Here is a 22232-nt window from a genome sequence, read left to right on the forward strand (position 1 = left end):
GGCAGCACCATGTTCACGCTTGATGTGTCAGATGATTTTGCGTTTCCGGATATGTTCCGGATTCATATGCAGCCACAGATTCCTCCGGCCGTGGACATAAGGTCTGTTCTTGCGTCTGAATGGGAACGCTGCCGGGAAAAGTGTGCCATACATCCCGGAGACCGGATTGCCATCGGGGTGGGCAGCCGCAAAATTCCGGATCTGCCCCAGATTGTCACATGCGTGGTGAACCGGCTGAAACATGCGGGTGCCAAACCGTTTATCCTCCCTGCCATGGGCTCCCACGGGGGCGGCACGGCCCAAGGTCAGATTGCCATACTGGCCAAACAGGGGATTGTGGAGTCCGTGGTGGGTGCCCCTGTCAGGGCCACCATGGATGTGGCGGCTTCAGGCCGGGTGGAGGGAATCCCTGTTTACATGGATCGGCTGGCTCATGAGGCGGACGGGCTGGTGCTCATCAACCGGGTCAAACCGCACACCGACTTTACCGGACCGGTTGAAAGCGGGGTCATCAAGATGCTGGCCATCGGCCTGGGCAACCGGACAGGCGCAGACGGATATCACAAAGCTGCCGTGGAAAAAGGGTTCTCCCATGTGCTCATGGCCGTGGGCCGGCATCTGCTGGCCGCCACCCCGTTTTTGTTCGGCGTGGCCCTGGTGGAAAATCAGAACCATGCCGTATGTGAGATTTGTCTGGGCACGGTCCGGGAGATGGAAGCGTTGGAACGGCGCCTGCTGAAAACCGCCCGCACCTGCCTGCCCAGACTGCCTCTGGATGCCATTGATCTGCTGATCGTGGACGAGATGGGCAAGGATATCAGCGGCGCCGGCCTGGACCCCAACGTTATCGGCGGCAAAGGCACCTGCGTCTGGAGCGATGACCGGCCTGTGCCGGATATCACCCGGATCTTTGTCCGGGATCTCAGTGTCGCCACCAAAGGCAACGCCATGGGCCTGGGCAGGCTGGATGTGGCCACTGAAAAACTGGTGAACAAAATCGATATGCAGACCACGGCCGTCAATGCCATCACGGCCTGCTGCCCGGAAGACTGCAAGATCCCGTTGACCCTGGCAACGGAAAAACAGGCCGTGGCAGCGGCATTGCAGACCCTGCGGTCCTATACCCTGGATGACCTGAAAGTGGTTCATATCCGAAACACCCGGGATCTGGGCCGGATGATGGTATCAAAAGGGTGCCTGCCCGATCTGGCCGGCAGAAAAGATATCTGCGTGGTTTCCACTGGATCGCCCATGACGTTTGATCAAACCGGACACCTGGCTGATGCCCTGTGATCCGTGAACATACTATTTAAAGGAAACGGATATGCCCGAATTTGATGTGACATCGTTTGCCAGGGAACATGTGGCCCGGATGGCGCCCTATGTCCCGGGAAAACCCATTCTGGAAGTACGGCAGGAATACGGCCTGGACAAGGTGGTCAAGCTGTCTTCCAATGAATGTCCTTTTGAACTGCCGGCCGCACTGGGCGAAGCGGTGGCAGAGGCCGTCACGGGGTCCAACCGGTATCCGGATGCCCTGTGCCGGCAGTTGCGGGCCCAGGTGGCGGCCCGGCTGAAAATCAGTGAATCCCACCTGATTTTCTGCAACGGGGCCGAAGAAGGAATCCGGCTCATTGCCCAGATTTTTTTGAACCAGGGGGAAAAAGCCGTAATTCCCACTCCGATTTTCGATGCCTACAGCACGGCCACCCTGCTCATGGGAGGACAGCCCGTGAAGCTGCCCCTGAAAGGCCACCGCATCGATCTGGATGCCGTGCTCTCCTTTTGTAAACAGGAAAAAGATATCAAGCTGGTCTGGCTGTGCTCGCCCTCCAACCCCACGGGTGATATTCTGACAAAAAAGGAAACGGACGGATTTCTGACACAGCTGCCCCCGCACATCATGGTGGTGCTGGACGAGGCTTACAGGGAATTTGTCACCGATGATCAGGCGGTCTGCACCGAAGATTACCTGGAAAAGGATCCCCGGGTGATCGGGCTGAGAACCTTTTCCAAAGCCTATGGCCTGGCCGGGCTGAGGATCGGGTACATTGTGGCCCATCCCCGGGTGATTGCGCTGGTAAACAATGTCAAACTGCCTTTTAACGTGAATTCCGCGGCCATGGCTGCGGCCGGGTACATGCTTGAGGAAACGGATTTTGCAGAAAAACATGTGGCTTTGGCCGTGTCCGAGCGGACATTCATGCGGGAACAACTGTGCCGCCGGGGCCTGGAAGTGCCGGAATCCCAGGCCAATTTTTTATTTGTAAAACTGCCGGACAACACCCGGCTGGACGGCACGGCCCTGTTTCACCGGTTGCTTCCCAAAGGGTTTGTGGTCCGGCCGGGCACAGCGTTCGGCGTGCCCGGATACTTCAGGATGTCTTTAGGCACCCGGGAGGATAACCTTGAATTTTTACAGGAATTTGACAGGGCCATGCCCTGAAATTTAACCAACACACAAGTTAAGGAGAGAAAGAAAATGAAAGTTGTAACTTCTGTTTTATGCGGGATCCTGATGCTGGGACTGGCCACGGTGGCCGGTGCCGATGACACCCTTGTGGTGGGAACGTCCGCAGATTATCCGCCCTATGAATACACGGATGACAAAGGCGAGTTCGTGGGATTTGACATGGATCTGATCCGGGCCGTGGGTGAAAAAATGGGCAAAAAAGTCAAAATTGTGGACATGGGGTTTGACACCCTCATCGCCGGGCTCCAGAACAAAAAAATCGATGCCGTGATCGCTGCCATGCAGGCCAGTGAGGAGCGTAAGCAGAAAGTGGATTTTTCCATCACCTATCATGAGATCAAGGATGCGATTCTGGCAAAAGCGGATTCAGACATCGAACTGACCTCGATAAACGAGATCGTTGATTACAAAGTAGCGTCCCAGACCGGCACCATCCAGGAAAAATGGATCCAGGACAACCTGATCAAAACCGGTAAACTGCCCGAGGAAAACTATTTTTCCTATGAACGGGTGGACAATGCGGCCATGGATATCAAGGCCGGCCGGGTGGACGTGCTGCACATCATTGCAGACCCGGCCATTTCCCTGGCGGAAAAAAACGATCTCAAGATCGCTTTGATCACCACGGAAGCCGTGTCTGCCGGCCAGAGCATTGCCGTGACCAAGGGGAATACGGAACTGCTGGATGCCATCAACAAAGCCATTGAAGAGCTCAAGGCGGACGGCACTTTGCAGGCATTAATGGATAAATACAAACTGCTGTAAGATAAACGCATGACACCATTTTTCACCATGCTGCAGTTTCTGCTGCCGGGCCTGGGCGTCACCGTCTCGGTCACGCTCATCGCCCTGGGCCTGGGCGGATGTATCGGTGCCCTGATGGCCGTGTTCCGGGTATATGGCAACCCTGTGGTCAAAGGCCTGGCAGTTTCCTACAGCATCGTGGTGCGGGCCGTGCCCGTGGTGGTGATCATCTTTATTCTGTTTTTTGTGATTTCCGCGTTCATCGACCTGTCCCCGTTCATGTCCGGAGCCATTGCCTTAGGGTTTGCCAGCGGGGCATACCAGACCGAAATTTTCAGAGGCGCGATTCTATCCGTGCCCCGGGGACAGATGACGGCGGCCCGGGGCATCGGCATGTCCCGGGCCAAAGCCATCCGGTGCATTATCCTGCCCCAGGCGTTCCGGGTGTCCATTCCTTCACTGATCAACGAAGTGACCCTGGTGCTGAAAGATTCCTCTCTCGTGTTTGTCATCGGCGTGCCGGAACTGATGCGAAGAGCCCAGTATGCCAGTGCCAGCACCATGGAGCCGCTGCTGGCATTCGGCACGGCAGCCTGTTTTTACATCCTTTTGACCCTGACATTGAGCAAGTTGCTGGAAGCGGTTGAAAAACGGTTTGCCGTCCAATTTTAATTCTTCCCCGGGAGCCTGGAAAATGATCCGACCTGTTTTGAAAATCGAAAACCTGCACAAATCCTTTGGTGCCACCCCCGTGGTCAGGGATGTCAGTTTTGATGTCAACCCGTCTGAAGTCATTGTGATCATCGGCAGCAGCGGCACGGGAAAAAGCACCCTGCTCCAGTGCCTGAACCTGCTGCACAGGCCCACATCCGGCCGCATCTTTCTGGAAGATCAGGAAATCACGGCTTCCGGTATGAACGAAGATACGGTCCGCCGCCAGATGGGCATGGTGTTCCAGGAGTTCAACCTGTTCAACCATCTCACCGTGCTGGGCAACGTGACCATCGGCATGACCAAAGTGCTGGGCATGCCGGCAAAGGATGCGGAAAAAAAAGCCATGACCGAACTGTCCCGGGTGGGCATGGCGGATCACCGGCACAAATACCCGTCCCAGCTGTCCGGGGGGCAGAAGCAGCGGGTGGGCATTGCCAGAGCTCTGGGCATGGACCCCAAAGTCATGCTGTTTGACGAACCCACCTCGGCCCTGGACCCGGAACTCACGGGTGAGGTGCTGGCTGTGATGCAGAAACTGGCGGCTGAAGGCATGACCATGATTATTGTGTCCCATGAAATGGGATTTGCCAGGGAAGCGGCGGACCGGGTCATTTTCATGGAAAACGGCCGGATCGAGGAACAGGGACCGCCAGACCGGCTGTTCACCCGTCCCGAATCCGAACGCACCCAAAAATTTTTATCCATCATCACCACGGGAAAAGCGGAACCACCCTCCGGGAACCTGGAACCAGACACCCCATGAAGGAATTTATCGCATATGCCGTCATGGCCCTGCCGGAACTGATGCAGGGAACCGTGGTCACCCTTCAGTTGACTGCCGGGGCTCTGGCCATCGGCCTGGCCATCGGGTTACCCCTGGCTTTGCTGCGGGTATATGGCCCGAAACTGATCCAGCCCGTCTGCTCAGCATATCTGACGGTATTCAGAGGCACGCCCCTGCTGGTGCAGCTGTTTGTGGTATATTACGGACTGCCCGAAGTCGGGCTGTCCTTTTCCCGCATGGCTGCCGCCTTTATCACCCTGGGGTGCAACTCCGGGGCGTATCAGTGTGAATATTTCAGAGGCGCCATCCAGGCGGTGTCCGGAGGACAGATGCAGGCGGCCCGGGGCATCGGCATGAGCCGGTTCCAGGGGATCCGGCATATCATTTTACCCCAGGCCCTGCGCCTGGTGATCCCGGCCTGGTCCAATGAACTCATCGCCATGGTGAAATATACGGCCATCGTGTTTCTCATTGCCGTCCCGGATCTCATGAACAAAGCCAAAATCCTGTCCAGCCAGAATTTTACCCCCATCCAGACCTATGTGCTGGTGGCCCTGATTTATCTGGTGCTGGTGGGCATACTGAGCCTGATTCTGCACGGCATCCAGAAAAAACTGGCGGTCCCGGGGCTGGATTCCGGCGTGGAAGGAAGGTGATGGCGACTGAATCATGACCGCCTTTTCAAACACTTCAAAAACATCAAACCAGATGCGGCAGGATCTCACAGCGATGCTGGGACCGGACCAGTGCCTGTTCGCCCTGGAAGACCGGTGGACCTATGCTTTTGACGCCGGCGGAGACCGGGCCGTGCCTCTGGCCGTGGTGTTCGCCCATACTCCGGACGATGTCTGCAACGTGATGCAATATGCTGCGGCCCGACGGATTCCCGTGGTGCCCAGAGGCGCCGGGTCCGGCCTCACGGGCGGGGCCGTTCCCGCCATGGGCGGTATTGTCCTGGTGCTGGAACGAATGAACCGGATTCTGGAGATCGATACGGATAACCTGTGCGCCACCGTGGAAACCGGGGTGATCACGGGCACTCTCCAGAAGGCTGTGGAAAAAAAAGGGCTGTTTTATCCCCCGGATCCGGCCAGTGCCGGTTTCTCCACCATCGGCGGCAATATCGCAGAAAATGCCGGAGGCATGAGGGCCGCCAAGTACGGGGTCACCAAGCAGTATGTCCTGGGCCTGGAGGTGGTGCTTCCGGACGGACGGCGGGTCACGCTGGGATCCAAATGCATCAAGGATGTGGTGGGATATTCCATGACCGAACTGTTTGTGGGATCGGAAGGCACCTTAGGGGTGATCACCCAAGCCATTGTGCGGCTGGTGCCTTTGCCCGAAACCATCAAAACCCTGGCCGTGAGTTTTCCGGACATCCAGGCCGCCGGCCAGGTGGTGCCCATGCTGCTCAAAACCGGGGTAACGCCCTGCACCCTGGAATTCATTGACCGGTTCTGCCTTCAAGCGGTCCGAAAAACCGGCCTGTCAGACCCTGTGGCATCGCTGATCTCTCCGGACACCGGGGCCATGCTGCTCATCGAACTGGACGGGGATGAAGATGCCGTGGCAAAGGAGGCGGCAACGGTCCGGCAGATATGCGGTCAGTGCGGAGCCACCGGGATTCATTCTGCCCGGAATCCGGCTGAGCGGGAACAGCTCTGGGAGGTCCGCCGCAGCATCCACGGGGCCCTGGCAGGACTTTGCCCCCACTGGCTGGAAGAGGACATTGCCGTGCCCCCGGCCTCCATCCCGGACATGCTGGAAAAACTGGCGGCCCTGGCACTCGAACAAAACTTGCGGATTCTGTCTTTCGGGCATTTTGCCGACGGCAATATCCATTTGAGTGTCTCAGAAGCAGCAGGTCCTTTGTCCCCCCAACGGGCCGGGGAAGTCACACATCAGATATTTTCCCTGACAAAAGTCCTGGGCGGGCGGATTGCCGCTGAACACGGCATCGGCCTGGCCAAAAAAGAATACTTAAGCGTCAACCTGGATGACGACACCCTGGACCTGGCCCTGCAATTAAAAAAGATGCTGGATCCCAGCGGCATTCTCAATCCCGGCAAAATTTTTCCCACCCATGATCACCAGCCTGGAAACCCTGATGCAGCGAATGGTGTTTACCCGCCGGGAATCATATGAATTCATTCACCGTTGAATATCTGAGATGGGCAACTGGGTTGAATGCTTTATTTCCTTTAATGAAAAGCTTGTTTTAACTGACGTCACACCGGGTAGTCTCCGAATAACGTTTCTCGATAATTTTTCATAAGATTCCAGGCTTCTGGTAACAATTTGAAGCAAATAATCCGACTCGCCTGAAATGTTGTGGCAGAAAAGGACCTCGGGGATATCCTGAACCGCCTGTTCAAAGTCTATCACAGAGTCATCTCTGTGTATCGAGAAACTGATCTGTACAAAGGCGACCACACCAAACCCCAAACGCCTGCGGTCCAGATGGGCATGGTATCCTTTGATAAACCCGTTTTCTTCCAGGCGTTTCTGGCGGCGCCAGCAGGGACTTTCACTTAAATTAAGCCTGCCTGCCAGTGTGACGTTGGATGCCCGCCCATCTTTTTGCAGCAAATCAAGCATGGTGCCGTCTGTCTGATCAAGGTGTACGTCAGTAGGCAAAATATTTCTCCTGATTGATATAATTTAAAAGAATCTTCTAATTATTACCCTGATTCCGGGGATAAAAGCAAGGACATTTCACGGGATAACTGGTACGTTTAAGTACAATAATTTAAACATTTCAATATTTATCCATATCCTTCAAAGGAGGTTATGATGACAACTTACAACCCCGAAAAGGCGCTGCTCAATGCCCGCAGGGAATTCGGAGAACACGGCGGCGTTGTGCCATCCATTTCAAGATCCGCCACGTTTACGGTCATGCATCCGGGGACGATGCCGGAAATTTTCAACGGCCTGAAAGGGCCTGAACAGGGCGGGTGCTTCCTGTACAGTCGTCATTTCAATCCCACTGTCGATGTCCTGGCCCGATACCTTGCGGCCATGGAAGGAACGGAAGCGGCTGTCTGTACAGCCAGCGGCATGTCTGCCATTTCCTGTACCATTCTCCAGACATGTTACAGCGGAGATCACATCGTGGCCAGTGAAACGATTTACGGCGGGACCCATGCCCTGTTTGAATCCCTGCTTCCCCAGATGAATATCAAGACGACCTTTGTTGATATCACGGATATTGAAGCGGTAAAGGCCGCCGTCACTGAAAAAACAAAAGTGATCTATACGGAGACCATGGGGAATCCGACTCTCAAGATTGCCGATATCCCTGCCCTTGCAGAAATTGCCCGCGAACAAGGCAGCAAACTGGTCGTAGACAATACCTTTTCTCCATTGATTTTCAGTCCCAAAATTTTAGGTGCTGATATCGTTGTCTATTCGTTGACCAAATATATCAATGGGGCAAGTGATCTGATTGCAGGCGCTGTATGCGCGGACAAATCTTTTATTCATGAATTGATGGATCTGCACACGGGAAGGGTCATGCTGCTCGGGCCGACCATGGATCCCCGGGTGGCCTTTGATGTGCTGCAGCGGATCCCCCATCTGCCCATCCGGATGCGCGAACACAGCAGAAGAGGCGCCGCCATGGCTAAAATGCTCAAAGAAATGGGGATCCGGGTTGTCTATCCGGGACTGCCGGATCACCCTCAATATGAAAAGGCGAAAGCGCTGGCCAATGAAGGATACGGCCTGGGCGGTATCCTGGCCCTGGACTGCGGAACCAGGGAAAAGGCGGAAGAACTCATGGACGTGCTTCAGAACGAAGAGTCTTTTGGCATGATCGCCGTTTCTTTAGGCTATTTTGATACCCTGATCAGCTGTTCCGGCTCCTCCACATCGTCTGAAATCAAGATGGAAGATCAGCAGAAAATGGGACTGTCCTCCGGACTTCTCAGGATTGCTTTAGGATTTACAGGAGATCTCGATACCCGCATGGCACAGATGGAACGGGCCGTCAAAAAAGTGTTGGGCGTTTAACAAAAAAAGGATCCCATGATTGCCGTCAGGTTTCTCGGACGGGGTCGGGGTCCTGGATACCCCCTTGCCCGGCAACGGTTGTGCCGGGCACAGGGGGCTGCTTCAGGGATGATGAACGGGTCACGCAGACCCGGCCGGCCCGCTGTTAACTGGCCAGTCGGGTCCGGTCATCTTCCTTTCCCTTGAGCTCAAACCGCTTGACCTTGCCTGTGGCGGTTTTGGGCAGGTCTTCCACAAAGTTGATCCACCGGGGGAACTTGTAGTGGGCCAGCTCTTTTTTCACATAGGATTTGATCTCTTTTTCCAGTTCCGGCGATTCCTCAAATCCCTTATTCAACACGATGTAGGCGCTGGGTTTCACCAGGTTTTCATCATCTCTGCCCGGGACCACGGCGCATTCCAGCACGGCCGGATGACCGATAAGACAGGCTTCCACTTCAATGGGAGACACCCAGATGCCGCCCACTTTGAGCATATCGTTGGATCGGCCCACATAATAGAAAAATCCGTCCTCATCAACAAAAAACTTGTCATCCGTATTGAACCAGTCTCCGAGCATGGCTTCCTTGGTTTTTTCATGCTTGTTCCAGTAATAAGCGGCCGTGCTGTCGCCTTTGATCAGCACGGTACCGATCTCGCCTTTCGGCAGGTCATTGAGCTGATCATCCACAACCCTTGCTTCGTATCCGGGTACCAGCTGGCCCGTGGAACCGGGCCGGATGTCTTCCACCCGGTTGGAGATATAGATATGGCTGACTTCCGTGGATCCGATGCCGTCCAGGATATCCACGTTAAACCGTTCTTTCCACCGTTTGAACAGATGGGCCGGCAAGGCTTCGCCCGCAGAGGTGCACAGCCGGACTCCGTCCATGCTGCCCTCATCCTGGGCCAGCATGGCCCCGTAAAGGGTGGGGACCCCGAAATACAGGGTGGGTTTGTACCGGGCAATGGTATCAAACACGGTTTGCGGCGTGGGACGGTCCGGCATCAGCACGGTGGTGGCCCCGGCGCTGAAGGGAAAATACAGACTGTTGCCCAGGCCATAGGCGAAAAACATCTTGGCCGCAGAAAAACACACATCATCTTCCCGGATTTTAAGCACTTGTTTGCCATAGGTTTCCACAGAAAACAGCATGTCATGCTGCAAATGCACCGTGCCTTTGGGTTTGCCCGTGGAGCCGGAGCTGTACAGCCAGAAACAGGCATCATCCGGACCCGTGGGTGCCGGGTCAAGGGTATCGGGCTGTCCTTGGACAAATTGTTCATAAGACACGGTCCCCGGTTTTTCACCCTGTGTGTTCACCACCACGATCTTTTCCAGAAACATAAGCTCGGATTTGACTTCCTCGATGTTGAAATACAGGGATTCGTCCACCACCAGGACCCGGGCCCGGCTGTCATTTAAAAAATACAGGTAATCCTTGGGCCGCATCAGGGTGTTTAAACAGATGGGGACGGCCCCGGTTTTAATCGCTCCCAGAAACGCGGCCGGGTACAGTTCCATGTCCAGCATCAGCAGGGCCACCCGGTTTTCCATGCGGACACCGGACGACATAAGCGCATTGCCGAACCGGTTGGCTTGCTTTGTCAATTCTCCATAGGTCAGTTTCCGGTCTTCACACACCACGGCGATCTTGTCTTCTCTGCCTTCCCGGATGTTACGGTCCAGAAAATAATCGGCTGCATTAAATCTTTCCATTCCAAGATATTCGAGTTCCATAAATCACTTCCTCCTAAATAATTATTTTTCCAACATCGGATGGAAAAAAAGTTTCAAACTTTTTTCTTCGATTTTGCCGGGTTTGGTCAACCACGATGCGACAAAAAATACGATACCGGCGATAATGAATGATGCCAGAAATCCATTCAGCTGGAACATGAACTTCTGGGGGAAGAGCACCATGTTCTTGCCCCCTATAACAAAGAATAATACATTCATAAAAACACCGGCCAGTGTGGACAGAATCGCCCCCGTGGCTGTGGCGCGTTTCCAGTAGTAGGCCCCCCACAGGGCAAAAAACGTCACAGCCACGGTCCCAAAAGCGATGACGGACAGTTCCGCCACGGGGGTGGTGGGATTCCAGGCGATCCACACACAGACGGCCATGATGATGGCTACAAAAATCCTTGCCAGGGTGATGTATTCGGCAGGCTGGGTCTGGGGCCGTATGGTTTTGACCACATCCAAAGACAGGTTGACGGCATTGCCGAAAACCAGACCGTTCACTGTGGACATGGCCGCGGTGAATCCGCCGGCCACAGCCAGGGCCGCCAGCCAGTCCGGCATGGTGGCGGCAGCCACCAGCCCGTAAATTTTATCCGCTTCCACCCCTTTGAGTCCCGGCACAATGACATTGCCGGCAACCCCGATGAGTGTGGGCATGGTGATGACAAACAGGCAGATACCGCCAAAGGACAGAAACATGGCTTTCAACCCCCGGACCGACCGGCTGGAATAGGCATGCATATAAGGCTGGGGAAAACACACACATCCCAGAGCCATGGCCGATGCCATGCCGAAAATCATGGGATAGCTCCACACCTTGCCCCCGGCCCAGCCGATCTGAAACAGGTTGGGATGCTTGGCCATGACCAGCTCCATGGTGGGCACAAATCCCCCGTTTTTCATCATCACGAAGAAAAACAGCACAAACACCATGATCGAAAAAAACACCCCCTGGATGGCATTGACCCAGGCCGCCCCTTTCATGCCTCCCATCATCAAATAGATGGCGATGAAAAACGGCACGAAAAACAGGCCTAAACGAAAGGAGATGATCCCGTCGCTCATGGCTTCCAGCATCACACCGATCCCCTGGATCTGGGCGACGACATAGGGAACGGAAGCCACGAGCACCACCAGCACCAGAATGATTTTCATGGGAGTGCCGTACCGTTCACCAAACGGGGCCCCCATGGTCATCCATTTTCTGGCCCGGCCTAAAAGAAAGGTCTTTTTGTGCATGAAATACCATAAAAACCCCAGAGGCACCAGGTTGGCCGTGAGCACATACAAAGACCCATACCCCAGGCGATATCCGAAACTGGACATCCCGAACATGGAGAACGCGCTTAAAAACGAGGCCAGAAGACTGAAAATCAGCACAAAATATCCCAGGCTGGAGCCGGCCACAAAATAATCATCCGCACTTTTGGTGAATCCCTTGCGAAACGCCACATAACTGATGAACACGGATACGAAACATAAGCTGGTGATAATAATGACAGCAATCATGAGCGGGTGTCCTCCATATCAATTTTTTTCAAAGCATCCACGATTTCCGCCACATCCCTGTCATACAGCGCCAGATCGGTTTTGAACAGATAGACCCATTCAAGAATGAACAGCAGCGCCCCGATCAGAAGTAGAACAAATGCCCAGGAAGGCATTCCCATGATCAGATCCACCTCGCCGTACCGGCCATAGCCGATGGGGCACCAGCACAGAACAGTGAGTACAACAAACACGATTAAGAAACCCAGGTTTTTTCGTTTGTTCGCTTGTGCGGACATGTGCGTTTCCTCCTTTTGCGCTTTTGGCGCGAAAAAATTAAAATATTTATGAAACCGCCTGCTTTTCAACCCGGGCTTTTTGAAACCCGGATGTGTTTCTTAATGGGTGTTGTGTGTCTTGTGCGCTGCATTAAATCATTTATCTAAATAGACAAGAGCAATTCATGTGCCATGATTACAATACGGCTGCATTATAACTGAAACACCCGGTGATTACCGGCGATGTGGTTTTGGCGACGGCCGACGAAACAAAAAAAAAGGGATACAAAAACAGAAAGAAACGTTGCAGACTAGAACGTTTCTTTCATCCGGAATTGGGTGACAACTGATATTTATGTATTTTTTTTCGCAGGGTGGGCAGGGAGATTTTCAAAATCCGGGAGGCCCGGGTCTTGTTCCACTGAACCGATGCCAGCACGGCCTGGATATGCCGTTTCTCCACCTGGGCCAGAGACTGGGATGCCGGATACCGGCTCACCTGTGGCGCGGTGCCTGACAGCAGCGCATCCAGGGTTTCCACCAGAATCACATTGCCCCGGGACCGGATGGCCGCGGAAATAATCACATTTTCCAGTTCCCGGACATTACCGGTCCAGGCATGTGATTTAAGCCGCTCAATACATCCATCCTGAAGCTGCATGGGTTTGACTCCCAGATCATGGGCACATTTGCGGATAAAATGATCCACCAGCAGCGGGATATCCGACAGCCGGTCCTTCAAAGAAGGCAGGGTGATGGTGACCACCTTGAGCCGGTAGTACAGATCGGCCCGGAATTTTTTTTCCTTGACCATTTGGTCCAGATCCTGGTTGGTGGCCGCAATGATCCGGCACCGGGAAGTCAGGTTGCTGCATCCCCCCACCCGCATGTACTCTTTTCTTTCCAGAAACCCCAGCAGTTTGGCCTGCAGGTTCAACGGCAGTTCCCCCACCTCGTCCAGAAACAGGGTCCCGTCCCCTGCCAGCTCGATTTTCCCGGGACGCTGGGTCACAGCTCCGGTGAACGCGCCTTTTTCATGGCCGAACAACTCGCTTTCCAAAAGGGTATTGACCACAGCGGAACAGTCAAAGGTGATAAAGGGCTTGTCTTTGTCCGGGCTGCTCAAATGAATCCGCCGGCTCACCAGCTCCTTGCCCGTACCCGTCTCACCCGTAATCAGGGCCGTGGCCCGGTTCTGGCAGAGCATGCCGATCATCTTGAACACATCTTTCATGACCCGGCTGCTGCCCACGATCACTCCCCGGTCAAATCCGGCCGGTCCTTCGGAAAACTCCGTGTGTTTCCGGTCCTGTTCCAGACTCTCAATGGCCTGGGCCACGGTATTGTCCAGTTCCACGGCATCCAGGGGCTTGTGGATATAATCGTATGCCCCCAGTTTCATGGCTTCAATGGTGGTTTCCATGTCCTGGAACGCCGTAATCATGATGATCCTTGCCAGGGGATTGACCGCCTTCATTTGTCTGAGCGCGTCCAGTCCGGACCCGTCCGTGAGACGAATATCCAGGATCACCACCTGGGGATTTGTCTTTTCAAACAGTTCCAAAGCCTGTTTAACCGTGGCCGCCGTATGAACGGCATGGCCTTTTTCCGCCATGAACATGGAAATGGATTCCAGAATGGTGGATTCATCGTCCACAATGAGCAGATCAGCCACGGACATCTCCTTCACAGGGCAGACACACCTCAAATACGGTGCCGCACGTTTTTCCAGCTTTCACATGGACAAATCCATCATGGGCCTGAACCATCTGTTTGACATTGGCCAGACCCAGTCCCGTTCCTTTCATTTTGGTGGTATAAAAAGGCTCGAATATATGGGGAATCAGCTCCGGGGGAATTCCGTCGCCATCATCCGACACCCGGATGGAGACAAACGTTTTCCGGTTCTGCGTTTGAACCCCGGTGCAAACAAAGACATTTCCTGCCGGACGGATCGAATCCAGGGCATTGAGCAAAAGATTGATCACCACCTGTTCGATTTTCGCCTTATCCGCCGTGATATCCGGAAGGGATGAATCCAGATCGACCCGGCATGACGCCTGAATTTTGCGAAATTTCACATCCAGCAGGTTTACGCAGAAATTCACCACATCATTGACATTCACGGGACCCGGGGCCAAAGAAATCGGTTTGGCAAAATCCAGCAGCTGCTGGAGAATCGTTTCCAACCGCTGAATCTCGGTCTGGGTAATCTGAAGCCGCTTTTCGTCGTTGCCGGCGAACCCGTTGTTCTGTCCCAGGATCTGCAGGTTCATCTTGATGGAGGACAACGGGTTGCGGATTTCATGGGACAACGATGCCGTGATCTGACCGATATAGGCCATGCGTTCCATCTGCCGGCTTTTTTTCTCCAGCTTCACCCGCCGGGTGATATCCCGGACAATGCACAAGGTGTATTCCCGGCCCTCGAACCGGGACGGCCGGCACCCCATTTCCGTGGGCAGAGCCCGACCGTCCCTGCGCAGGCGCCGGTATTCAAACACCGCCGGAACCGTGCTGTCCAATGGATTCCGGATCACCCGCTTTCGCAAGGCGGTCTGATCTTTTTTATGAACCAGGCCAGCCCTTTCAAGGTTGTACTTATTTTCATTTTTTCCTTTTAGCAATAATCCTGGCAGTAGAGACATGAGGCGATTGTTTCATGTGCTTCCGCTTTAGCATTGCTTTCTTGGGTCCCCGTTTGTGTTTTCGATACGCTGACAGTTTTATTTGCCTTGCAAGATCTTGGATGAAATTCACATACTCCGCAACAGAGAGCGTTCGAAAATAGTGCCATTCATTTTCAGGCAGGGCGATCATCATGCCTCTGAATGTGGCTGAAATTTCATCTGCAATATAATACCCGGAGACTTCTTCATCTATTTTTTCAGCACCGTGTATACTGGCAAGAGCCCCTCTTACAGTTGCAATCACCATATAGGCTATCAGGGAAACACAAAATCCGAACAAGGCTGCACGCGGGTATCCAAGAGCGTTGATTTCAGAATTCAAATAGTCCGCCAGATATTGGAACGCTGTTTCGATTGTCCACCGACCTCTATAAACATCGGCAATTGTCGTGGCACTCGCTCCCTTTTCAGGAACATTTGTAATAATGGCAATTTCACTGTCCCCATCACGGGTTTCTGAGATCAACTGGACTCTTATCCGTCTGAACGTATGCTCTTTAGCGGAACTATCGATTACACAAATCGGTTGTTCAAAAACTTTTCCGGTTTCAATATCACCAATATGTTTCTCTTTTCCAAGAGTTTTCCAGGAATATTTTTTATGTTCCCGGATAACGAAAAAAGCATCTTTTGAGGCGATACCTGTAGTAAATTCCAGTGTGCAGAAATTCCGGTCAGCCACCCAGGCATCTCCGAGTGTGACAGTTTCCAATACGTCTGACAAAAGAGATCTCTCCTGAGAATGACCATCTTCACAGGGAAAAACATCCACAGGAAGACAAAGGCATGGATCATATACAACAAGAGATTTGCCCGGCAATGGACCAGCTGCCAGTGTTCGGAGTTCTTTTATACGGTGATGTGTTTTTTCAATACAGTTGCCATCGAGAAGCTTGACCCGAAATCCCGGCAGCGGTGATGCCTTTGTACCGCCGAGGCCTTCGATTATCTGAGAAATTTCCTGGGCAGCATATCGAACCAGTTCCGCTGAAGTGTGAGGTTCAATCCCATTGATCTTGTTGTAAAGAGATGTGATCGAAACCCCTATCTGGTCTTTGCTCGCCTGGTAGGCGGCATTTACGGATGGCCGGTTCTTGCAAACCACTTGAGACATGATGTCAAAAACACTGGAAAAAAGCAGGTCCTTTGTGTATTGTTCCTTGGCGGTACTGTCAAACCATTGATCCAGTTGTTCGGGATTGAAAATCCGTTCCATGGCACTGCGGGAAATGACTGAGACAGGACTTTCTTTGATGAATTGTTCAAAAACTGTGTTTAGCATTTTGATCTCCTTGAGATACAGGTCCAGGTTGTTTCCCTGGTTGTATCTGCTAGAATCAAAAATGTCTAGATTTATTTTCTGAATGCAATTCATTTAGTGATTTTCTCTTTAGTAATACCTTGAAAGGGCTGATGAACCAGGCTTAAAAACGATGTCATCAAGATCTCTTCGGGGACGTCAATCCCATGCATCTGGCAGAACGCCGGGTTGACAAATGCGATCCTTTCGCCTTCCAGCACCAGATACCCGTCACTGATCTCTTCCACCAGGGTTTTGTATTTGTGCTCAGATTCTTTCAACTGGGCCGTTCGGGCCGCCACATCCTGTTCCAGCCGGTCTGCGTATTCCTTGAGACAGGTTTCATGCATTTTCTGAAAATGGTTGGAAAACCGGTGAATGGTATAAGCCAGGCAGGTATTCACCTGTTCGATGTGGCGGCACAGACATGCTTTGGGGGATTCTTCCACCAGCACCGGGACAATGAGTATTCTGAAAAGCTCGAACGCTTTTTGCACATCGTCCAGGGGAAATCCCGATTCCAGCCGGATACTGGTAATTTCGTTGATGAATCGGTTAATGGCGGTGTAGTCATTTTCAGCCAGCACATGAAAAAACGCATCATAGGCCCGGGCTGTGGTTTTGCCCAGCTCATCCGGATTCCTGGCGGCATAGTTGTCAGACACTTCTTTAAACAGCCGGTCCCGCCACTCACGAATAATCCGTTCCCGATGCCGCTCAAGCAGCGCATCCAGTCTGAAACCGGTCAAATTGTAATCCGGGACCGTTTTCACCGGTGCATCTTTTGTCATGGCACCCTCTTTTTCAGGTTAAAGGAAGAAGCTGCCTTTTCATAGCAGGTCGGATGCGGTTCGTCAAATCTTCAAACGGGCCGGCCGATTTTCAGTATTTTTCTGGCATACTGAATGCTTTTTTTACAGGCAGCCATCTCTTTTTCCCGGGCCACCTCCAGGGAATCTTCCCCCATATCCCATTCGATCTCAAAGGTGATGCGGTCCGTGGGCGACTGGTCACAGATGATCTGAAGGGTTTTGACACAGTCGATATCTCCGTCACCCAGGGCCACCCCGTGGAACCGGATGCCGAACTGGTCCCGGGTCAGCTTATGATCGCAGAAATGGTTGCAGAAAGCATAAGGGGCCAGTTTTTCCACGGCCTGTTCCGGATTTTCCAAAACCCCCATGGAATTCACTGTATCCACACACGCCCCCACCAGGGGATGGTTCACCTGATGGATCACCCAGAGGATCTCATCGGCAAAGGTTTCCGTATGATTTTCCACGGCCAGTTTGATGCCGTTTTTTTCCAGCACCGGCAGGACGGCAAGGATTTCTTCATGAACATCACACAGCTGCCGCATGACTTTGGGGTGGAAACAGGAACCATACAAAGGCCGGGGCCGACGGATATCCAGGCTCAACTTGGCCAGGTCGGCCCCGATTTTATGGGTAATATCGATCCCTTTTTCCAGGGTGTCGGTGAGCCGGGGATCAAATTCCTCATTTCGGGAAAAATTGTACTCCAGATACAGGCCGTGATCCTGAGCGGCGTCTCTGACTGCTGCCAGGCGGGCATCGTCCTTGGTTTCCAGATCGCACCCCGTGATGTGCAGCCCGTCCAAACCCCATTCCACAGCCAGGTCCATGAGCTGAAACAGATCGATTTCCTTGGGTCGGGGATCGGCCTGAATCCCCCAGTTCTGTCCCAGGCCCCACAAATGAAGGGTATAGGTGTGAAGTCCCAGTTTCATTCTTTTCTTCATGATATGCCTCTTTCTGAGTTTTGTTTGGTTGCATCGACCTTGTACAGAATGCTGTAAAGTGCCGGGATGAACAGCAGCGTGATCGTGGTGCCGAAAAGCAGGCCCGTCATGATGGATACGGCCATGGGCTGCCACATGTTTCCACCCCCCAGATACAGGGGGATGAGCCCCAAAACGGTTGTCAGTGTGGTGAGCAAAATGGGTCTGAACCGCTGGCGGCAGGCCTCCACCACGGCCTGGGCCGGGGCCCGGTTGAGTTCGCTTTGTTCAATATCGATCCGGTCGATGAGCACAATGGCATTGTTGATCACGATACCGGCCAGAGAAATCACCCCCAGAAACGCCATGAACCCGAAGTAGGACCGGAACGCGATCAGACCGATGACCACCCCGATAATCCCTAAGGGAATGGTGGTGAGCACCATAAAGGTCTTTCGCATGGAATTGAACTGAAAAATCAGGAGAAACAGGATAATACATCCGGACAGGGGCAGATACCGGGTCACGGCCGCCATGTTTTCCTGGGTATTTTCCGCATCCCCTCCCAGTTCATACCGATAGCCTGAGGGCCAGTCTCTGGATTGATCGTCCAGCCAGGCCTGGATATCTGCCGTGACCTCTCTGGCCGTGCTGCCTGGCCTGAGCTCACTGGTGACCGTGATACTCCGGGAAAGATCGTAATGCATGATCTTGGCATAATCCCATTGGGGCTTGATCCGGGCCACCTGGCTCAAGGGCACTGCCTTGCCCGTGGACTGGACAAACACATTGGTATTTTCCAGATCCTGAAGGGTCTGGGAGGAAAAATTCCGGCTGCGCATGAGAATGGGCAGGCTGTCCTGGCCTTCCCGGAAAGTACCGGCCTGGAAACCGGATAACCCGGTCTGGAGACTGATGGCGATATCCTCATGGGTCACACCGGATTTTCTGGCCTTGTTCGCATCAATATCTATGATAAATTTCAATAATTTGGGACCCCAGTCATCCATAATATTTTTGGTGCCGGCAATCTGTCCCAAAGCCTCTTTGGTTTGGGTACCAAGGGCATAGAGCATATCCTGGTCTGTTCCGAAAATGCGGATTTCCACGGGGGTTCCACCGCCGCCCTGCCCCAGCAAAGACACTTTGATGTCTGCTTCGGGAAAGGTATTGAAGCAGAAATCATCCAGGTGCTGAATGATCCATCCGTTGTCCTCGCCGCTGCTGGTATTGATCAGAATATGCGCATAGCTGGAATTGGCTTCATCCGGTGAATAGCCCAGATCATACGACTGGGGTCCCTCTCCGATGAAAGAGGACCAGTCCGTGATGCCTTTGTTTTTTTCAGGGCCTGTTTTTAAATCGGAACTAATATAGGTCTCAATCGCCTGGACCACAGCAGCGGTTTTTTCGATTTTCGTACCCAAAGGCAGGTTGATATCCATGGTGATCATGTTCCGGTCACTGTCCGGAAAGAAAATAAAAGGCAGTATCCCGAAACCGATCAAAGAAACGAAAAAGACCGCCACCATGAACACAACAAACACGCGTTTCCATTTCAGGACCTGTCTTAAAACAAAAATATAGCCTTTGTTCAGATAATCAAACACAGAGAATTTATCCGTTTTTTTCTGCTTAATTCTGATCAGATAATAGGCCAGCAGCGGAATAATGGTCAGGCTGATGAGCCAGGAAGATATCAGGGCAAAGGAGATGACCACGAAAAGCGGTCCCATGATATCACCCATGGCAGATTCCGCCAGATAAAAGGACAGAAAAGCCGCCGCCGTGGTCAGTGTGGAAATGAGCAAAGGCACCATCAGTTCCTTGCAGGTTTCCACGGCTGCGGTCATCCGGTCCCGGCCGGATTCCATTTTCACGATAATGGATTCGGAGATGACAATGGCGTTGTCCACCATCATTCCCAGGGCCATGATCAGAGCCGCCAGCGTCACCTGGTTCAGCCCCATGTGAATCACGCCCATGAGCAGCAGGGTCATGACGGTGACCAGAGGAATCAGGCCGGCAACCACCAGGCCGGTGCGCAGCCCCAGGAAAATCAGCATCACTGCCATGACGATGGCAATACTCTGATACAGGTTCCCCACAAAATCCTCAATGGATTTCTCGACATACCTGTCCAAAGATGCCAGGCGGACTACCTCCAGGCCCAGGGGCAAACGGCGGTTGTATTCAGCAATTTTTTCATCCACCATTTTTCCCAGGTTGATGATATTGGCTTGTTTTTTGAGGGAAACGGCCAGAGAAACCGCTTTTTTACCATTGACCCGCACCAGTGCCGTGGCCGGGGTTTTATAGGTTTTTCTGATCTGGGTAATGGAGTCCAGATACACCACTTCCCCCTGGTCACCCACGGGAATGATCGTTTTTTTCAACGCCTCGATATCATCGAAATTACCGGTGGGTTCAAGAATCAGCCGCTTGTCCCCCACATTGATTTCACCCCCGGAATCCAGGATATTGGTCTCCCGGATAATCTGCCTGAGTTTTTCCACGGTCAGGCCGTATTCACTGAGCCGGGGCGGGTCGAACTCCACCACCACCTGCTGATCCTGAACCCCGCTCAGCGCCACTTTGGCCGAATCCGGCAGGGCGATCAGATCGTCTTTGATCCGTTTGGCCACATCCTCCATCTGTGCATAGGAAAACCCGTCGGATATCAGCCCGATGTTGATCCCGTAAACCACGCCCACATCATCGTCTTGCAGATCAGGAACCACGCCTTCGGGCAGACTGGTCATGTTGTCCAGATTTCGCCGCAGTTTATCCCAGATCGCCTGAAGATCCGCCGGTTTGACCGCATCCTTAAGGGTGACGGAAACAACGGAAAGACCCGTGCGGGACTGGGATGTGACGGTTTTGACTTCAGGAATTTCCTGGACCTCTTCCTCGATATTCTTGCTCACCAGCAGTTCCACCCGCTGGGGGTTGGCACCCGGGAAACTTGAGACAATCGTGGCCACCCGCACCACATAGGGCGGCATGCTGTCCCTGGGAAGGCCCTGATACATGGAAAGCCCCAGCAGGATCACAATCCCCAGCAGGCTCAATGAAATACGATTTTTATTGATGGCAAATGCGGTCAGATTCATGGGTCAGGTTACCAGTCGTTGATGGCATCGTCCATCAGGGTCACGGCCATGCCGTCCAGAAGCAGCTGAAGTCCGGAGACGGCCACGCGGTCCCCCGGGGTCAGCCCGGTTTTCACCAGAAAGCCTTCTTCCGTGAGAGGGCCCAGTGTAATGATTTGTTTCCGAGCCGTCCACCGGCTGTCCGGACCTTTTTCAAGAACAAAGACAAACGGCCGGCCCTGTTCTTCTCCCACCCCGTCCGGCGGCATGTAAAGACCGGTCTGTTCCGGGGTGCCGCCGAAATCCATCCGGACCTCGGCGGCCATGCCCGGCCGCAGCCGGTCATCTTCGGACAGGACGGCCACAGTGACGGGATAGGTCGGTTTGTCCGTGCTGCCGTAGGACACTTCAGTCACCCGGCCGGAAAACGTTTCCCGGGCCAGGGCGGGAAAGGTGATACGGCAAGGCATGCCGGTCCGGATATCGGCAATGTAACGGTCTGAAACTTCCAGTTTGACCTCCATCTTACCCAGATTACTGAGGGTCATTACCGGGCTTCCCGGGGATATTTCCTCATTTTCATCCACGGCAATATTGTTGACAACGCCGTCAAAAGGGGCAAGCAAACGGGTGTACAACAATTGATTTTCAGCGGCCCGAAGCTTGCTGGTTTCCATGGTGATTTTGGATTGTGCTGCCTGGTGCTGGGCCAGAGCGGTTTCATAATCACCTCTGGCCTGCTCGAATTCACTCAAAGACACACTGTCGTTTTCATAGAGTTTCTGGACCCGGTCATAATTTGACCGGGTGGTGTAAACACGGGTCTGGGCGGATTTGGCATCAGCCTGGGCGGACTTGAGCCCGGCCCGGGCCGATGCCAGGTCAATCTTGAAATCGGTTTCATCCAGCCGGGCCAGCAGAGTCCCCGTGGTTACCCGGTCTCCTAAGTTGACGGGAATACTGGTAATGGTGCCGGCCACCTTGAAACTGAGTATCGCCTGGCGGTCGGCCGCGGCTGTCCCTGTGAAGCGCTGGCTTAAGGTCTGAGTCCTTGTGTCCAGTTCGATGTACCGGACCGGCCGGACCGGCATTTCCTTATCCGCTTCCGTCACGTCATTTCCACCGCATCCGGCGGAAATCAGACTTAAGCAGGTCAGAACGGTGAATACCATCTGTTTCATGATTGTT

The 22232-nt window shown here is 53.4% G+C and carries 19 protein-coding genes; 8 read left to right on the forward strand and 11 right to left on the reverse strand.

Going from position 1 to position 22232, the window contains the following annotated elements; translation table 11 throughout:
- The first annotated feature begins 9 nt into the window (after window positions 1-9).
- Genes DPO_RS03325 through DPO_RS03355 form a run of 7 tightly spaced genes read left to right on the forward strand, consistent with a single transcriptional unit; the run spans window position 10 to window position 6860 of the window.
- On the forward strand, window positions 10-1293 hold the full coding sequence (locus DPO_RS03325) for a nickel pincer cofactor-dependent isomerase, group 22 (protein WP_006964273.1): 1284 nt from the start codon (window positions 10-12) through the stop codon (window positions 1291-1293).
- Window positions 1294-1324: 31 nt separating this feature from the next.
- The gene (hisC, locus tag DPO_RS03330) at window positions 1325-2446 is read left to right on the forward strand and encodes a histidinol-phosphate transaminase (protein WP_006964274.1); all 1122 of its coding nucleotides are present in this window, start codon (window positions 1325-1327) and stop codon (window positions 2444-2446) included.
- A gap of 36 nt (window positions 2447-2482) precedes the next feature.
- Window positions 2483-3238: a transporter substrate-binding domain-containing protein gene (locus tag DPO_RS03335; protein WP_006964275.1), complete on the forward strand. Its 756-nt coding sequence runs from the start codon at window positions 2483-2485 to the stop codon at window positions 3236-3238.
- Window positions 3239-3247: 9 nt separating this feature from the next.
- Complete coding sequence (locus DPO_RS03340; protein ID WP_029724883.1) at window positions 3248-3889, forward strand: amino acid ABC transporter permease; 642 nt, start codon at window positions 3248-3250, stop codon at window positions 3887-3889.
- Between the two features lie 22 nt (window positions 3890-3911).
- On the forward strand, window positions 3912-4694 hold the full coding sequence (locus DPO_RS03345) for an amino acid ABC transporter ATP-binding protein (RefSeq protein WP_006964277.1): 783 nt from the start codon (window positions 3912-3914) through the stop codon (window positions 4692-4694).
- Window positions 4691-5371, forward strand: a complete 681-nt coding sequence (locus DPO_RS03350; RefSeq protein ID WP_006964278.1) for an amino acid ABC transporter permease — start codon at window positions 4691-4693, stop codon at window positions 5369-5371. The genes DPO_RS03345 and DPO_RS03350 overlap by 4 nt, the downstream gene beginning before the upstream one ends.
- A gap of 13 nt (window positions 5372-5384) precedes the next feature.
- Window positions 5385-6860, forward strand: a complete 1476-nt coding sequence (locus DPO_RS03355) for an FAD-binding oxidoreductase (RefSeq protein ID WP_152427528.1) — start codon at window positions 5385-5387, stop codon at window positions 6858-6860.
- 6 nt (window positions 6861-6866) lie between these two features.
- Here DPO_RS03355 and DPO_RS03360 read toward each other — a convergent pair whose 3' ends face one another.
- Window positions 6867-7352: an Lrp/AsnC family transcriptional regulator gene (locus DPO_RS03360; RefSeq protein ID WP_006964280.1), complete on the reverse strand. Its 486-nt coding sequence runs from the start codon at window positions 7350-7352 to the stop codon at window positions 6867-6869.
- Window positions 7353-7505: 153 nt separating this feature from the next.
- On the opposite strand from DPO_RS03360, the gene DPO_RS03365 reads away from it, so the two are divergent.
- The gene (locus tag DPO_RS03365) at window positions 7506-8729 is read left to right on the forward strand and encodes an aminotransferase class I/II-fold pyridoxal phosphate-dependent enzyme (protein WP_201765588.1); all 1224 of its coding nucleotides are present in this window, start codon (window positions 7506-7508) and stop codon (window positions 8727-8729) included.
- A gap of 145 nt (window positions 8730-8874) precedes the next feature.
- Here the strand turns inward: DPO_RS03365 and DPO_RS03370 are convergent, their stop codons facing one another.
- From DPO_RS03370 to DPO_RS03415, 10 genes are all read right to left on the reverse strand, one after another.
- Window positions 8875-10449 carry a benzoate-CoA ligase family protein gene (locus DPO_RS03370; protein ID WP_006964282.1) on the reverse strand — a complete coding sequence of 525 codons (1575 nt, stop codon included), beginning with the start codon at window positions 10447-10449 and terminating at the stop codon, window positions 8875-8877.
- A gap of 21 nt (window positions 10450-10470) precedes the next feature.
- Window positions 10471-11964 (reverse strand): sodium:solute symporter family protein, encoded by a 1494-nt coding sequence (locus tag DPO_RS03375; protein WP_006964283.1) that lies wholly within the window; start codon window positions 11962-11964, stop codon window positions 10471-10473.
- Window positions 11961-12242 (reverse strand): DUF997 family protein, encoded by a 282-nt coding sequence (locus DPO_RS03380; RefSeq protein ID WP_006964284.1) that lies wholly within the window; start codon window positions 12240-12242, stop codon window positions 11961-11963. The genes DPO_RS03375 and DPO_RS03380 overlap by 4 nt, the downstream gene beginning before the upstream one ends.
- A 304-nt stretch (window positions 12243-12546) precedes the next feature.
- Window positions 12547-13896 carry a sigma-54-dependent transcriptional regulator gene (locus DPO_RS03385; protein ID WP_006964285.1) on the reverse strand — a complete coding sequence of 450 codons (1350 nt, stop codon included), beginning with the start codon at window positions 13894-13896 and terminating at the stop codon, window positions 12547-12549.
- Complete coding sequence (locus tag DPO_RS03390) at window positions 13889-14869, reverse strand: two-component system sensor histidine kinase NtrB (RefSeq protein WP_006964286.1); 981 nt, start codon at window positions 14867-14869, stop codon at window positions 13889-13891. Before DPO_RS03390 ends, DPO_RS03385 begins: the two co-directional genes overlap by 8 nt.
- A complete protein-coding gene (locus tag DPO_RS03395) occupies window positions 14829-16193 on the reverse strand; it encodes a transposase (RefSeq protein ID WP_040011531.1) in 1365 nt (454 codons plus the stop codon). The genes DPO_RS03390 and DPO_RS03395 overlap by 41 nt, the downstream gene beginning before the upstream one ends.
- Window positions 16194-16282: 89 nt before the next feature.
- Complete coding sequence (locus DPO_RS03400) at window positions 16283-17002, reverse strand: PAS domain-containing protein (RefSeq protein ID WP_006964288.1); 720 nt, start codon at window positions 17000-17002, stop codon at window positions 16283-16285.
- Window positions 17003-17073: 71 nt separating this feature from the next.
- Window positions 17074-17973, reverse strand: a complete 900-nt coding sequence (locus DPO_RS03405) for a sugar phosphate isomerase/epimerase family protein (RefSeq protein WP_006964289.1) — start codon at window positions 17971-17973, stop codon at window positions 17074-17076.
- On the reverse strand, window positions 17970-21065 hold the full coding sequence (locus DPO_RS03410; RefSeq protein WP_006964290.1) for an efflux RND transporter permease subunit: 3096 nt from the start codon (window positions 21063-21065) through the stop codon (window positions 17970-17972). The genes DPO_RS03405 and DPO_RS03410 overlap by 4 nt, the downstream gene beginning before the upstream one ends.
- Before the next feature lie 8 nt (window positions 21066-21073).
- Window positions 21074-22225 carry an efflux RND transporter periplasmic adaptor subunit gene (locus tag DPO_RS03415; protein ID WP_006964291.1) on the reverse strand — a complete coding sequence of 384 codons (1152 nt, stop codon included), beginning with the start codon at window positions 22223-22225 and terminating at the stop codon, window positions 21074-21076.
- Between the last annotated feature and the right edge of the window lie 7 nt (window positions 22226-22232).

Origin of the sequence: Desulfotignum phosphitoxidans DSM 13687, assembly GCF_000350545.1 — a bacterium.
GTDB lineage: Bacteria > Desulfobacterota > Desulfobacteria > Desulfobacterales > Desulfobacteraceae > Desulfotignum > Desulfotignum phosphitoxidans.

Bases quoted from the DNA above. Each gene is read 5' to 3' on its own strand.
- DPO_RS03325 (WP_006964273.1), top strand. From the start codon at position 10: ATGTTCACGCTTGATGTGTCAGATGATTTTGCGTTTCCGGATATGTTC.
- hisC (WP_006964274.1), top strand. From the start codon at position 1,325: ATGCCCGAATTTGATGTGACATCGTTTGCCAGGGAACATGTGGCCCGG.
- DPO_RS03335 (WP_006964275.1), top strand. From the start codon at position 2,483: ATGAAAGTTGTAACTTCTGTTTTATGCGGGATCCTGATGCTGGGACTG.
- DPO_RS03340 (WP_029724883.1), top strand. From the start codon at position 3,248: ATGACACCATTTTTCACCATGCTGCAGTTTCTGCTGCCGGGCCTGGGC.
- DPO_RS03345 (WP_006964277.1), top strand. From the start codon at position 3,912: ATGATCCGACCTGTTTTGAAAATCGAAAACCTGCACAAATCCTTTGGT.
- DPO_RS03350 (WP_006964278.1), top strand. From the start codon at position 4,691: ATGAAGGAATTTATCGCATATGCCGTCATGGCCCTGCCGGAACTGATG.
- DPO_RS03355 (WP_152427528.1), top strand. From the start codon at position 5,385: ATGACCGCCTTTTCAAACACTTCAAAAACATCAAACCAGATGCGGCAG.
- DPO_RS03365 (WP_201765588.1), top strand. From the start codon at position 7,506: ATGATGACAACTTACAACCCCGAAAAGGCGCTGCTCAATGCCCGCAGG.
- DPO_RS03370 (WP_006964282.1), bottom strand. From the start codon at position 10,449: ATGGAACTCGAATATCTTGGAATGGAAAGATTTAATGCAGCCGATTAT.
- DPO_RS03375 (WP_006964283.1), bottom strand. From the start codon at position 11,964: ATGATTGCTGTCATTATTATCACCAGCTTATGTTTCGTATCCGTGTTC.
- DPO_RS03380 (WP_006964284.1), bottom strand. From the start codon at position 12,242: ATGTCCGCACAAGCGAACAAACGAAAAAACCTGGGTTTCTTAATCGTG.
- DPO_RS03390 (WP_006964286.1), bottom strand. From the start codon at position 14,869: ATGTCTCTACTGCCAGGATTATTGCTAAAAGGAAAAAATGAAAATAAG.
- DPO_RS03395 (WP_040011531.1), bottom strand. From the start codon at position 16,193: ATGCTAAACACAGTTTTTGAACAATTCATCAAAGAAAGTCCTGTCTCA.
- DPO_RS03400 (WP_006964288.1), bottom strand. From the start codon at position 17,002: ATGACAAAAGATGCACCGGTGAAAACGGTCCCGGATTACAATTTGACC.
- DPO_RS03405 (WP_006964289.1), bottom strand. From the start codon at position 17,973: ATGAAGAAAAGAATGAAACTGGGACTTCACACCTATACCCTTCATTTG.
- DPO_RS03410 (WP_006964290.1), bottom strand. From the start codon at position 21,065: ATGAATCTGACCGCATTTGCCATCAATAAAAATCGTATTTCATTGAGC.
- DPO_RS03415 (WP_006964291.1), bottom strand. From the start codon at position 22,225: ATGAAACAGATGGTATTCACCGTTCTGACCTGCTTAAGTCTGATTTCC.